Origin of the sequence: Eikenella sp. HMSC071B05 (assembly GCF_001811325.1) — a bacterium.
Classification (GTDB): domain Bacteria; phylum Pseudomonadota; class Gammaproteobacteria; order Burkholderiales; family Neisseriaceae; genus Eikenella; species Eikenella corrodens.
Map to the genome: position 1 here is coordinate 365,101 of NZ_KV804551.1, position 12,814 is coordinate 377,914.

The following is a 12,814-nucleotide window of genomic DNA, read 5'->3' on the forward strand; positions in this document are numbered from 1 at the left end:
TCACAAAAGGCTACCTGAAGCATTCAGGTAGCCTTTTCATTATGGCGGATGAATGTGCAACTTGTTGCTGCCATGTTTCAGCTAGCTGCTGCTGCCTTTTCTTGGCCAAACGCCTGTCGCAGTTTGTTCCAGATGAGGGCGAGCAGGAAAAGAATGGCCTGCAAAATCACGATGCTGGGGCCGGTGGCGGAGTTGAGGTGGTAGCTGAGCAGGGTGCCAGCGAGGCTGGTGAATACGGAAGCCGCCACGACAATGATCATCATGCGTTCAAAGCGCTTGGTGAGCAGGAAGGCGGTGATGCCGGGGGAAATGAGCATGGCCACTACCAGCACCACACCGGCCACCTGCATGGCGGTGATGATGGTCAGCGCGAGCAGGGTGAGCAGGCTGTAGTGCAAGAACTGCGGGGAGAGGCCGGCAATGCGGGCTTGGGCGGGGTCGAAGCAGTAGAGCATGAAGTCGCGCCGTTTGAGCAGCACGGCCAAGGCCACGGCGGTACAGATGGCGAAGGTTTGCAGCAGCTCTTCGCTGCTCACGCCCAGCACGTTACCGAACAGGATGTGGGTGAGGTGTTGGTCGGTTTCCACTTTAGTAAACAACACGAGGCCGAGCGCAAACATACCGGAGAACACGATGCCCATCACGGTGTCTTCTTTGAGACGGCTGTTGTTTTTCAGGTAGCCTACGCCCACGGAGCAGAGCAGGCCGGAAGCGAATGCACCGATTTGCAGCGGAATGCCGAACACGAAGGCCAGCACGATGCCGGGCAGCACCGCGTGCGACACTGCGTCGCCCATCAGCGACCAGCCTTTGAGCACCAGATAGCAGGAAAGCAGCCCGCAGGTAATGGACACAATCAGCGCGGTGAGCAGGGCGTTCTGCATGAAAGGAAAGGCGAGCGGCTCGGCAAACCAGTTGATCAGCTCAGACATGGCCGGCCTCCGTTTCTTCCACTGCCTGTGGTGCGGCGCCGAATTTTTGCCGCAACAGGCCGTATTTAGGCGCAAACACGAAGGCGAGCAGGAACAGCAGGCTTTGCAGGCATACAATCACGCCGCCGGTGGCGCCGTCGAGGAAAAAGCTGATGTAGGCGCCTAAGGCGCAGGTAATGATGCCGAGCGCCACCGCAATCAGCACCAGCTTGCCGAAGCGGTCGGTAAGCAGATAGGCGGTGGCGCCGGGAGTAACCACCATGGCGATCACCAAAATCGCGCCCACGGTTTGCAGCGCGGCCACCACGCAGGCGCTGAGCAGGCAGAAAAACAAAATTTTATAGCGCAACGGCGAGAGGCCGACGGCCACGGCCTGGGTTTCGTCAAAAAACACCAAGAGCAGGTTTTTCCAAGTGAGCAGCATAAACAGCAGGCACACGCCGATGATGATGGCTACCTGAAAAATATCTTCGTCGGCAATGCCTAAAATATTGCCCAACACGATTTCCTGCACGTTGACCGCAGTCGGGTTCACCGACACGATAAACAGGCCGATGGCAAAGAAGGTGGTGAAGATAAAGCCGATTACCGCATCTTCTTTCAGCTGCGTGATGGCGCGTATCCATAAAATCGACAGTGCCGCCAAAATGCCGGATACAAACGCACCGGCGGAATAGGGCAGGCCGAGCGCATAGGTAACCGCCACGCCGGGTACCACCGAGTGCGACAGCGCGTCGCCAATCAGCGACCAGCCTTTGAGCATTAAATAAGACGACAAAAATGCACACATGCCGCCCACCGCCGCACTCAGCACGATGGCCTTCACCATGTATTCATAGGCAAACGGCTCCAGCAGCATGTCTAACATGAGCCGTCTCCTTCACTGCCGTTTTCCTGCTCCGCACAGCTGCCTTGGGCATCGCTGCAACAGGGCACAGCGGGCGGATCGTTTTTGGCTTGGCCGTAGAACACGGCGGGGCGTTCGTCGTCGGTGAGTACGGTGAGCACTCGGCTGTCTTCGTCGTCGTGCAAATCGCTGCCAGAGAGGCGGAAATGGCGCAGCACGCCGCCGAAGGCCAATTCGAGGTTGTGTTGGTTAAAAGTGTGTTCGGTGCGGCCGGCGGCCAGCACGGTACGGTTGATCATCACCACTTGGTCGCAGAAATCGGGCACCATGCCGAGGTTGTGGGTCGATACCAAAATCAGATGCCCCTGCGCGCGCAGCTGGCCGAGCAAATCCACAATCGCATCTTCGGTTTTCACATCAACGCCGGTAAACGGCTCATCCAGTAGGATAATCTTGCTCTGCTGCGCCAGTGCGCGCGCCAGGAATACGCGTTTTTTCTGCCCGCCGGATAGCTCGCCGATTTGCCGCTGCGCCAAATGGGCAATGCCTACCCGTTCCATGGCTTCCTGAACTTTGCGTTTGTCTTCGGCTTTGGGCAGGCGCAGGAAATTCAGGTAGCCGTAGCGCCCCTGCATCACCACGTCGTACACCGACACGGGAAACTGCCAATCCACTTCCTCGCTCTGCGGCACATAGGCCACCAGGTTGCGCTTGAGCGCCTGCGGCACGGGCAGACCGCACAGGCGGATGCTGCCCGATTTCGGCTTAATCTGCCCCATCAGGCTTTTAAACAGGGTAGATTTGCCGCTGCCGTTTACGCCCACCAGCGCGCAGGTGGTGCCGCCTTGCAGCGTGAAGCTCACGTCGCGGATGGCCGTGTGGCCGTTGCTGTAGCGAACCGTTACCGATTCAACGCTGATGGAGGCGGCTTGTTCAGACATTATTTTCCAAATCCTCTAACAATGGTGGAAACCGTGGTATTGAGCAGGTCGAGGTAGGTGGGCACCGGGCCGTTTTTGGCGGAAAGCGAATCCACATACAATACGCCGCCGTATTTGGCGCCGGTTTCGCGCGATACTTGCCGCATCGGGCGCGGCGATACGGTGCTCTCGCTGAACACTACCGGAATATGGTTTTGCCGCACGGTGTTGATTACGCGGCGCACCTGTTGCGGCGTGCCTTGCTGCTCGGCATTAATTGGCCATAGATACACTTCTTTAAAGCCGTAGTCGCGTGCCAGATAGCTGAACGCGCCTTCGCTGGTCACCAAGAAACGCTGGTTTTGCGGCACCCGCGCCAGTTTTTCGCGCAAGGGGCGGTCTAGGTTGCGGATGCGCTGGGCATAGGCGGAAGCATTACGGGTGTAGATGGCTGCGTTTTGCGGGTCGTACTTAATCAGCGCATTTTTGATGTTTTCCACATAGATTAAAGCATTGCGGGTAGACATCCAAGCGTGCGGATTGGGCTGGCCGCGATAGGGGCCTTCATGAATCGACATCGGGGTAATGCCTTGCGTAACCACCACTGCCGGTTTGTTGCGTACGTTTTGGAAGAAACGTTCAAACCAGCGTTCCAGGTTCAGCCCGTTCCACAGCACCAAATCGGCAGATTGCGCTTTGGCAATGTCTTGCGGCGTGGGCTGGTAATCGTGGATTTCTGCACCCGGCTTGGTAATCGATTCCACCACCGCGGCATCCCCCGCCACGTTTTGGGCAATATCCTGGATCACGGTGAAGGTGGTGACTACTTTGAATTTGGCATAAGCCGGTGCGGCCAAGCCTAGAGCGGCCAGCAGGCAGAATGCGGATAATAATCGGCGCATTGTTTTCTCCTAATTTGATTTGGTTGAATGGGTGGCAAAGCGAAGCAGTTGCCTATTTACATACTAGCATAAATAGAAATTACTATCAATTATTTTATAGTAGTTTTTATGTCACCACAGAAAAATCAGCAGAAACAATAAGCCTATATCGCATACGGGATTATTTTATGCGTATTTTGCCTTGCTATGCCAGCAATCATTGCTATAGGCAATAGCCTCTTTGACAATTTAAATCAGGCAAAACCGATTGGGTTGGCAGGCAGGAGCGGGTGTTTATACCTTGCGTTTTGTTATTTTGTGTTAATTTATGCTGAATAGGTTACCTGAAGATTGAGCAATAGGTCTTGGCTTGGTGGAACATCGTTTCAGGTAGCCTTTGTAGCAGCAACAGAGGCTACCTGAAAACTGAAGAAAGGGGGCAAAAATAACTACTCCTACTCAGTTTCAGGTAGCCTTGACCTTCAGCCGGATTGATCCGTTTTGCCCGAACGTTTGCGGCGCCGGAAGCGCCACAGCTGGCGCACGGCGTGGACGGTGGTGGAAAGCCCGCCGGCCAGTAGCAGAAATATCAACGGTACCACCAACAGATAGGGCGCGAACCATAGCAGCAGCGCCAGCGCCAGCATACCGATGCCCAGGCTCAGATAGGATTTGGCTTCGTTTTCATCCACCGTGCGCGTGCCGTAGAAGTTGCCGCGAAACATGCTGGAAAGCTGCAGCAGCTGGCGGGCGGCGGCTTGGGCGCGCTGGCGGCTGTGCCGCTTGGAGAGCATTTGGTGGCGTCGGCGTAGGGCGGCACGGCGTTCGCTGCTGTTGAGCACGATTTCGGTGGCATTGGCGAGGTCTTGCAGAAACATCTGCTCCAGCTGGTGCACCACCACCGCATCTTCGATCACCACGTCTAATTCGCGGTTGAGATACCAGCTGGCGAAATTGAGATTGGTCGAACCCACGCGCGCCCATTGTCCGTCGGCAATGGCGCTTTTGGCGTGAATCATCGGCCCGTCCCATTCAAATACGCGCACACCGGCTTCCAACAGGCTGCGGTAGCGGGTGCGCGACACGCGGCCTATCCAGCGGATATCGGAAGTGCGCGGCACGAGGATGCGCACGTCCACGCCGTCGTTGGCAGCATTGATAAGGGCCTGGGTGTAGAGGCGGGTGGGCATGAAATAGGCGTCGGTGAGCCACAGGTTGCGCCGTGCCAGCGCCAGCGCGTTCAAATCCAGCCGCATCATATTGTTGTTGCTGGGCGTGGTGGCCACTACGCCGGCGCGCACCGTGCCGGCAGCCGTGCCGTCATAAGGGGTGATGTTTCCAGGTAGCCTTTCGCCTTGCGAGCGCAGCGTGTCGGATAAAGCCTGCACCACTTCGGCCACCACCGGCCCCTGCAGTTTCAGCCCGGTATCGCGCCACGGCGCTACGCCTGTGGCCGGATTGCCTTCCCAGGCGGAAGACACACACAATCCGCTCACGAAGGCGGTGTGGCCGTCTATCACGAAGGATTTGCGGTGGTTGCGCGAGAGCAGGCCAATACCGCTGGCAAAACCGGGCGGGTTGTAGGCCACCACTTGCGCGCCGGCCTGCTTGAGCGGCTCAAAAAAGCGGCACACCGACGGCCACAGGCTGCCGATCCAGTCGTACACCAGCACCACACTCACGTCCTGGCGGCATTTTTCCACCAGCAAATCGCGTAGCCGCACGCCGAAATCGTTGGCGGCGAAAATATACATTTCAATCAGCACATAATGCTCGGCTGCAGCCACTGCTTCCAGCCAGGCGGGAAAGTTTTCGTGGCTGTCCTGCAAGAGCTGCACGCTGTTGCCGCCGTGCATTTCGCTGCTGCTGGAACGCGCATGCAGCTGATCAAGCAGCGGCTGCGGGTGGTCGAGGAGGAGGGTGCGGTTGGACATGGTGTGTTTTCGTGTGGATTGGGTTGGTTTGAGGTTTCAGGTAGCCTGTTGCGCTGGATTGGATTGCTATTCAGTAATCCAATTCTTGAGCCAGCACGGCGGCAAGACTGCTGCCAACAGGAACACCCAGGTCATCCGAGCCTGAGTCCTTCAGCACAATTAAAGGGCCGGGCTGCCCGAAATCGTAACAATAGAACACGCCGCCGCCATCGAATGCAATCGGCAGTAAATTGGGCGCGTAATACCAGAACTGATAGCCAAAATAATAAGATACAGTTTCTGCCGGTGAGAAGTAGCCAAAATCCTGCCCATTGCCCGTGATGCCGCCGTGCACGGAATATTGCCAAAGCTGCATCAGTTCGTTGGGGATATAAAAGTGGGGCGGTAGGCAATATCCGGTGGCGCTGAGCTGTGTTGCGTAGGAGTCTAGATAGTTTAATGCATTGGTGCGTTCGGCTTCGGGCAAAGGGGCACGGAATGCGGCAATGTCGTCCGGTGTGGCAGGAGGGTGTTGGTCGTAAAATTCAAATGATTGATACCACATTGCTTTATTCCTTCAATGAAAAAGGCTTTACAGACGCTCCAGCTAGCCATATGGGGCAAATCAAGCCGGTAGCGCAACGAAAGACTATTCTGCCGCTTTTACATTTTCAGGTAGCCTGCAGCCTTTAAGTTTGCCGATGGATAATGCGGCGGATTAACAAGCGGTTTGGGGCGAGGGCAGCGGCCACTTCGGGCTCGGCGGGCAGGGGCTGGCCGAGTATTTGCGCGGCGATGAGTTCGCCGCACAGCGGGGCGGTGGCGAGGCCGCGGCTGCCGTGCCCGCTGTTCACAAACAGGCCGGGCAGGTGGGGGCATGGTAGGTCGGGCAGGCGGTAGTTTTTATCGTGGGCGAGTTTGGCGTATTGCACGCGCATCGCCGCCCAGTCGCCCAGTGCGCCCACGGCGGGCAGATGGTCGTAGCAGTCGGCGCGCACGGCGGCATGGCCGGAATGGTAAGCAGGTAGGGCGGCGGCGAGTTCGGGCGAGAGTTGCGCCAGTTTGGCGTGGTTGCCGTCGTCTTCTGCGGCACGCAACTCGCTGCTTTGCTCGTTGGGCACGAAGCTGGCGCCGAAACAGTGCTGATGGCGATACTCCGGCGAAATATAGGCATCGGCGCTCAGGGCACAGCGCAGCCGGCGGCTGAAGGGCGAGGCATCGGCCAGGCTGGTTTGGCCGCGGATGAATTGCAGCGGCAGGGCTTCGGGCAGGATATCGGCCAATTGCTCGGCGCCGCAGCAGAACACGATGTGGCTACCTGAAAAAGTCTGCATGCCTTGCGGCGTATCCACAGCAAGCTGCCATTCGCTGCCGTGGCGTTGCAGATTGGTGAGTCGATGCTGCGTGAGCACGCGGATGCGGGGTGATTCGAGCAGGGCGGCGGCGAAGGATGGTGGGTTGAGCCACGCCCCCTGCGGCCAAAACAGGCCGCTCTGCCCACTCAGCGGGATGCCGGAAAGTGCTTCGGGCTCGGCGGGGCTGACGGCGTAATAAAGATGGCGGTTGGCGCGTTGCTCGGCCAGTTCGCGGTTGCGGCGGGTTTCGCTCTGATTGTGGTTGAGGTGCAGCACGCCGCAAGCTTGCCAATCCGGGCTGTTGGGCAGAAGGTGTTCGAGCAGTCGGCGGCTGTAGCCGTAGCTGCCGAGCAAAAGGCGGGTTTGCAGGGTGGGGTGGGCGGAGATTTTGGCGTAGAGCAGGCCTTGCCGGTTGCCGGAGGCGGCACGGGCGGGCTGGTCGTTTTGTTCGAGGATCAGGCTGCTGATGCCGCGTCGGGCGAGGGCGTGGGCGGTGGCTGCGCCGGCAATGCCGCCGCCGATAATCAGTACGCGTTCCACAGGGATGGGCGGCGGTGCGATTTGCCAGGGTTTGCTCGAGCCCGGTTGTTGCGGCACTGGCGGGCTGTTTTGCCAAACCGGTTCGCCGAAGCCGTATTGTGCCAACTCGGCGGCCGCGGCGGCGGGCAGCAGATAAATATTACGTTGCAGCGGGTTGGCATCGGCAGGGATAAAGTTGGCGGCGGAGGCTGCGCAACTTTTCAGGTAGCCTTTATCGGGCTCATGGAGGCTACCTGAAAAATCGTCGCTGAGAAAAATGCAGGCGGCGCGGGGATGCCGGGAGATGGCGGCGGCAAGCTCTTGTTCGGCAGGGATGCCTTGCCAGATGAGGGTAGGGGTAGTCATGGCGTTTGCCGGCTGGTATGGGCGGGAATGGGAGATGGGAGGCAGTATAGACAGAAGCAGCTGGCGGCGGCAACTTTGGCTTGGCATGTTTCGACGGCATCGGGCAAAAGGCTACCTAAAAGCATAGTGCCAACAAAATTCAAACCGCTGCCGGCTTTCAGGTAGCCTTTTACAAACTAAACTCCGCCGAATGCTTGAAATGCGCTTGCCTGCCCCCAATTTGCCGGGCAATGAGGCTTTAGCCATCCTATTCAACTGAAAACAATAACCGAGAAGATAATGACCCAATCCCAGCATAATCCCGCTGAAACCCGCACCCTGCCGATGTTGCCGCTGCGTGACGTGGTGGTGTATCCGCATATGGTGCTGCCTCTGTTTGTCGGCCGCCCCAAATCCATTGCCGCGCTGGATGCCGCTATCGAGCAAGACGGGCCGGTGTTCCTTTTGGCGCAGAAAAATCCGGCCAACGAAGACCCCGGCACAGACGATTTGCACACCATCGGCACGCTGGCCAACATCCTGCAAGTGCTGAAATTGCCCGACGGCACGGTGAAGGTGCTGGTAGAAGGCATGCAGCGCGCCCGCGCATTGGCCGTGAACGACAGCGGCGATTATTTCCAAGCCGAAATTGAAGTGCTGGCTGCCAAAGAAAACACCGACGGCCACGACTACGAAGCCCTGCGCCGCACGCTTTTGGCGCAGTTCGACCAGTTCATCAAGCTCAACAAGAAAATCCCCGGCGAAGTGGCCAGCACCATTCACAGTATCACCGACCACAGCCGCTTGGTGGACACCATTGCCGCCCACTTGCAGCTCAAGCTGGAGCAGCGGCAGGAGATTTTGGAAATCACCGATGTGGCCGAGCGCATGGAACATCTGCTTGGCCAACTGGAAGCCGAGCTGGATATTTTGCAGGTGGAAAAACGCATCCGTGGCCGGGTGAAACGGCAGATGGAAAAATCCCAGCGCGACTATTATCTGAACGAGCAGGTAAAGGCGATTCAGAAAGAGTTGGGTGAGGGCGATGAGCGCGAAGAGCTCGACCAACTTGAACAGCAGGTGCGTGAAGCCGGCATGAGTAAGGAAGCGGAAGAAAAAGCGCTGGGCGAAATGAAAAAGCTGCGCATGATGCCGCCGATGTCGGCCGAGTCTTCCGTGGTGCGCAACTATATCGAAACGCTGGTAGACATTCCGTGGAAGAAGAAAAGCAAGGTTAGCAAAGATATTGTGCAGGCCGATTTGGTACTCAATGCCGACCACTATGGCTTGGAAAAGGTGAAAGAGCGCATTTTGGAATACTTGGCGGTGCAAAAACGCATGAACAAGCTCAAAGGCCCGATTCTGTGCCTGGTGGGCCCGCCCGGCGTGGGCAAAACCTCGCTTGGCCAATCTATTGCCAAGGCCACCGGCCGTAAATACGTGCGCATGGCTTTGGGTGGCATCCATGACGAGAGCGAAATCCGCGGTCACCGCCGTACCTACATCGGCTCAATGCCGGGCAAAATCATCCAAAACATGATTAAAGCCGGTGTGAATAACCCGCTGTTCCTGCTGGACGAAATCGACAAGCTTGGCCGCGATTTCCGTGGCGATCCGGCCAGTGCGCTTTTGGAAGTGCTCGATCCGGAACAAAACCACTCCTTTGCCGACCACTATGTGGAAGTGGATTTCGACCTGAGCAACGTGATGTTCCTCGCCACTTCCAACAGCATGGACATCCCGCCCGCGCTGCTCGACCGTATGGAAATTATCCGGCTCTCCGGCTACACCGAAGACGAGAAGGTAAATATTGCCATGCAATATCTCGTGCCCAAGCAAATTGAGCGCAACGGGGTGAAAAAAGGCGAAATCGATATTCAAGAAAGCGCGGTACGCGACATCATCCGCTACTACACCCGCGAAGCCGGCGTGCGCTCGCTCGACCGCGAAATCGCCAAAATCTGCCGTAAGGTGGTGATGAAGCAGGTATTGGAGCAAGATAAAAAAGCCGGTGCCAAACGCGCTGCCGCGCCGCAAATCGTGGTGGTGGATGCCGCCAACCTGCACGACTATCTCGGCGTGCGCCGTTTCGACTACGGCGTGGCCGAAAATGAAAATCGTGTCGGCCAGGTTACCGGTCTGGCATGGACGGAAGTGGGTGGTGAGCTGCTCACCATCGAAGCCGTCGCGCTCAAAGGCAAAGGCAATATCCTGCGCACCGGTAAGCTGGGTGATGTGATGCAGGAATCTATTTCTGCCGCTTGGAGCGTGGTGCGCTCGCGTGCCGAAGTATTGGGCATTGCACCGGATTTCTACGAGAAAACCGATATCCATGTGCACGTTCCCGAAGGTGCCACACCTAAAGACGGCCCCAGCGCCGGCATTGGTATGACGCTGGCCATCGTGTCCTCACTCACCGGTATTCCCGTGCGTGCCGACGTGGCCATGACCGGCGAAATCACACTGCGCGGCGAAGTGCTGCCTATCGGCGGTTTGAAGGAAAAACTGTTGGCTGCCCTGCGCGGCGGCATCAAGCATGTGCTGATTCCGCAGGAAAACGTAAAAGATTTGGAAGAAATTCCGCAAAACGTGAAAGAAGGGCTGGAAATCCATCCGGTGCGCTGGATTGACGAAGTACTCTCCTTCGGCTTGGAATACCAGCCGCAACCTTGGCAGGACGTGCCCGCAGCTAAGCCTAAAACCCCGGCAAAATCCGGCGGCCGCGCCACCAAGCATTAAGGCGAAAAGCGGCAGGCTGTGTTGTGTGAAAGGCGCAAACCTGCCGCTTTGGCTGAAAATAGCTGCTTTCCAGCCGTTTATTTGCTTGACCGATGATTTTGAACTTGCTATAAAGCAGCCTGTTGCAGACAAACGCATTGGTGCCGACCACAATCGGCCGATTCTTCATTACTCCTCAACTAGAAAGGGACTTAACGTGAACAAGTCTGAATTGATTGAAGCGATTGCTAAGGAAGCTGACATTTCCAAGGCTGCTGCCGGCAAGGCACTGGATGGTTTTACCAAGGCTGTTACCACCGCTCTGAAAAAAGGCGACACCGTAACTCTGGTTGGCTTCGGCACTTTCTACGTGGGCGAACGCGCCGAACGCAAAGGCCGCAACCCGCAAACCGGTAAAGAACTGATTATTCCGGCTGCCAAATCTCCGAAATTCCGTGCAGGTAAAGCGTTGAAAGATGCGCTGTAAACCGCACCTTCTTGCATAAATGAAAAAAGACAGGCTTTTCTGCCTGTCTTTTTTCTTGCCTATGTTTTCAGGTAGCCTCTTATGCTTGGCGGTGCAGCGGAGGATTCTGGCATTAAATAAACTGTTTGGAGTTATATCGCGGATTAAATTTGCTTTCGATACAAGGCAGCGAACCACAGATGATATTCACAGTACAGTAAAGTCAGCCAAGGCTATCGAGAAAGTTAAGTTAATTCGCTATAGCCCGCCACCCGCAGAACCGTTACAATACCGCATTTAATTTTCAACACGTTTCCTGTTTATTTTTATGTTTGCCATCGTCGAAAAACACCGCCGCCTGTCCCAAGTGCTCCTAGGGCTGATTACTGTTACCTTTGTGGGATTCGGTGCCCAAACCCTTACTTCGGGTATGCACAGCAGCTACATCAGCAAAATCGGCAACACCCACATCACTGCCGAGCAAGTGCAGGAACTGCTGAGGGAAGCGCCGCGCCATAGCGACCAACCCATCAGCAAAGACGACGTTTATCAATCACTGGTGCAGCAAGCTTATTTTGAGCAGGGTGCGGCAGAGCTGGGCGTTGGCGAGCTTTCTCTTGAGCAAATCAAGGGCGTGATTACGCGTGATCCTTCATTCCAAGTCAACGGCCAATTCAGCCCCGATCAGTTTCAATCCTATCTGCGCCAAAGGGGCATCACCGAAGACAGGTTGATTGACGAAATGCGCAGGCAATACCGCCGCCAAACCCTGATCAGCCTGTTGAGCAACGGCAATATCGTCAGCGACAGCCAGGTCAACCAGATCCTTGCCCTTACCGGCAGCGAACGCGAGCTGCGTACGGCGCCCTTTAATGCCGCTGATTTTGCCAGCAAAGTACAGCCCACCGATGCCGCCTTACGCAGCTATTTTGAAGCCAACAAAGCCAAATATGCCTTGCCTTTGGCCGTGAAGCTTGAGTTTGTTGATTTGAACGTGGAAGAGCTGGCCAAACAGCAAACCGTTAGTGCGCAGGAGTTGCAAGAGGCCTACCGCAATCTGCCCACCACTGCCAGCGAAGCCAAACCGCCGTTTGAGAGCGTGAAGACCCAGCTGGAAGAGAGCGTGCGTCAGCGCAAAGCCGCCCAAGCCTTGGGCAATGCACGCGAACAGTTGGCACAACTGGCCTTCGACCACCCGGACAGCCTGCAAAAAGTAGCGCAGGAAATGAAGCTGCCGCTGCAAAAGCACGAAGAATGGCTCAGCCAGCCCGAAGCTGCCGCCGACAAGCTGCCGCAAGCCGTGCAGGAAGCCATGTTCAGCGCCGAGGTGATCGAGCGCCGCCACAATTCCGAAGTATTGGATATGGGCAACGGCGTATTGCGCGTGCTGCGTGCCACCGATGTGAGCAAAGCCCGTAATCAGAGCTTTGAAGAAGCCAAGGAAGCGGTGCGCAAAGATTATGTGGCTGTGGAAAGCGCCAAGCTGGCACAAGCTGCTGCCGCCCAAGCTCTGAGCAATCTGCAAGCCGGTAAGGCAGTGGATAACCTGCAATGGAGTAATCCGGAAAAAGCCAGTGCCACCCAGCTGCAACAAGCTGTCGGCTTGCAAAACTTTGCTGCCATTGTGAAAGCCCATCCGCAAAACGGCAAACCCGGCTATGCAGTGATTACCCTGCCCAACGGCAACGCCGCCGTGGTGGAAGTACGCGCCATCAGCCTGCCGGAAAACAGCAAACAGCAGTTGCCGGAGCTGCGCCAACAAGTTGCCGGGCGCAATACTGAAGCGTTCTACCGCCAATATTTGCAAGTGCTGCAACGCAAATACCCAATACAGCACGGCTCGCAGAAATTAGATCGGGATGAAAACTGATTGATTTTGCCACTTGAAAAGGCTACCTGAAACTTTCAGGTAGCCTTT

10 protein-coding genes are annotated in these 12,814 nt (G+C 56.6%); 3 read left to right on the forward strand and 7 right to left on the reverse strand.

Going from position 1 to position 12,814, the window contains the following annotated elements:
• Nucleotides 1-77: 77 nt before the first annotated feature.
• From HMPREF2796_RS07890 to mnmC, 7 genes are all read right to left on the reverse strand, one after another.
• Nucleotides 78-932 (reverse strand): metal ABC transporter permease, encoded by an 855-nt coding sequence (locus HMPREF2796_RS07890; RefSeq protein WP_070632685.1) that lies wholly within the window; start codon nucleotides 930-932, stop codon nucleotides 78-80.
• Complete coding sequence (locus tag HMPREF2796_RS07895) at nucleotides 925-1,800, reverse strand: metal ABC transporter permease (RefSeq protein ID WP_023886494.1); 876 nt, start codon at nucleotides 1,798-1,800, stop codon at nucleotides 925-927. The genes HMPREF2796_RS07890 and HMPREF2796_RS07895 overlap by 8 nt, the downstream gene beginning before the upstream one ends.
• On the reverse strand, nucleotides 1,794-2,720 hold the full coding sequence (locus HMPREF2796_RS07900; protein WP_049258498.1) for an ATP-binding cassette domain-containing protein: 927 nt from the start codon (nucleotides 2,718-2,720) through the stop codon (nucleotides 1,794-1,796). The genes HMPREF2796_RS07895 and HMPREF2796_RS07900 overlap by 7 nt, the downstream gene beginning before the upstream one ends.
• Entirely contained in the window at nucleotides 2,720-3,601 is an 882-nt protein-coding gene (locus tag HMPREF2796_RS07905; protein ID WP_070632687.1) for a metal ABC transporter substrate-binding protein, read from the reverse strand. Before HMPREF2796_RS07905 ends, HMPREF2796_RS07900 begins: the two co-directional genes overlap by 1 nt.
• Before the next feature lie 461 nt (nucleotides 3,602-4,062).
• Nucleotides 4,063-5,514, reverse strand: coding sequence for a phospholipase D-like domain-containing protein (locus HMPREF2796_RS07910; protein WP_070632689.1), 1,452 nt, complete (start codon nucleotides 5,512-5,514; stop codon nucleotides 4,063-4,065).
• Between the two features lie 70 nt (nucleotides 5,515-5,584).
• A complete protein-coding gene (locus HMPREF2796_RS07915) occupies nucleotides 5,585-6,058 on the reverse strand; it encodes an SMI1/KNR4 family protein (RefSeq protein WP_070632691.1) in 474 nt (157 codons plus the stop codon).
• Between the two features lie 124 nt (nucleotides 6,059-6,182).
• Nucleotides 6,183-7,733: an FAD-dependent 5-carboxymethylaminomethyl-2-thiouridine(34) oxidoreductase MnmC1 gene (mnmC, locus tag HMPREF2796_RS07920; protein WP_070632693.1), complete on the reverse strand. Its 1,551-nt coding sequence runs from the start codon at nucleotides 7,731-7,733 to the stop codon at nucleotides 6,183-6,185.
• 279 nt (nucleotides 7,734-8,012) lie between these two features.
• Between mnmC and lon the strand changes: the two genes are divergently transcribed.
• The 3 genes from lon (at nucleotide 8,013) to HMPREF2796_RS07935 (ending at nucleotide 12,766) form a co-directional block, all read left to right on the forward strand.
• Nucleotides 8,013-10,451, forward strand: coding sequence for an endopeptidase La (gene lon / locus HMPREF2796_RS07925; RefSeq protein WP_070632695.1), 2,439 nt, complete (start codon nucleotides 8,013-8,015; stop codon nucleotides 10,449-10,451).
• Nucleotides 10,452-10,611: 160 nt separating this feature from the next.
• Complete coding sequence (locus tag HMPREF2796_RS07930) at nucleotides 10,612-10,917, forward strand: HU family DNA-binding protein (RefSeq protein ID WP_161802039.1); 306 nt, start codon at nucleotides 10,612-10,614, stop codon at nucleotides 10,915-10,917.
• 307 nt (nucleotides 10,918-11,224) lie between these two features.
• On the forward strand, nucleotides 11,225-12,766 hold the full coding sequence (locus HMPREF2796_RS07935; protein WP_070632697.1) for a peptidylprolyl isomerase: 1,542 nt from the start codon (nucleotides 11,225-11,227) through the stop codon (nucleotides 12,764-12,766).
• The last annotated feature ends 48 nt before the right edge of the window (nucleotides 12,767-12,814 follow it).

Bases quoted from the DNA above. Each gene is read 5' to 3' on its own strand.
- HMPREF2796_RS07900 (WP_049258498.1), bottom strand. From the start codon at position 2,720: ATGTCTGAACAAGCCGCCTCCATCAGCGTTGAATCGGTAACGGTTCGC.
- HMPREF2796_RS07915 (WP_070632691.1), bottom strand. From the start codon at position 6,058: ATGTGGTATCAATCATTTGAATTTTACGACCAACACCCTCCTGCCACA.
- mnmC (WP_070632693.1), bottom strand. From the start codon at position 7,733: ATGACTACCCCTACCCTCATCTGGCAAGGCATCCCTGCCGAACAAGAG.
- HMPREF2796_RS07905 (WP_070632687.1), bottom strand. From the start codon at position 3,601: ATGCGCCGATTATTATCCGCATTCTGCCTGCTGGCCGCTCTAGGCTTG.
- lon (WP_070632695.1), top strand. From the start codon at position 8,013: ATGACCCAATCCCAGCATAATCCCGCTGAAACCCGCACCCTGCCGATG.
- HMPREF2796_RS07935 (WP_070632697.1), top strand. From the start codon at position 11,225: ATGTTTGCCATCGTCGAAAAACACCGCCGCCTGTCCCAAGTGCTCCTA.
- HMPREF2796_RS07895 (WP_023886494.1), bottom strand. From the start codon at position 1,800: ATGTTAGACATGCTGCTGGAGCCGTTTGCCTATGAATACATGGTGAAG.
- HMPREF2796_RS07910 (WP_070632689.1), bottom strand. From the start codon at position 5,514: ATGTCCAACCGCACCCTCCTCCTCGACCACCCGCAGCCGCTGCTTGAT.
- HMPREF2796_RS07890 (WP_070632685.1), bottom strand. From the start codon at position 932: ATGTCTGAGCTGATCAACTGGTTTGCCGAGCCGCTCGCCTTTCCTTTC.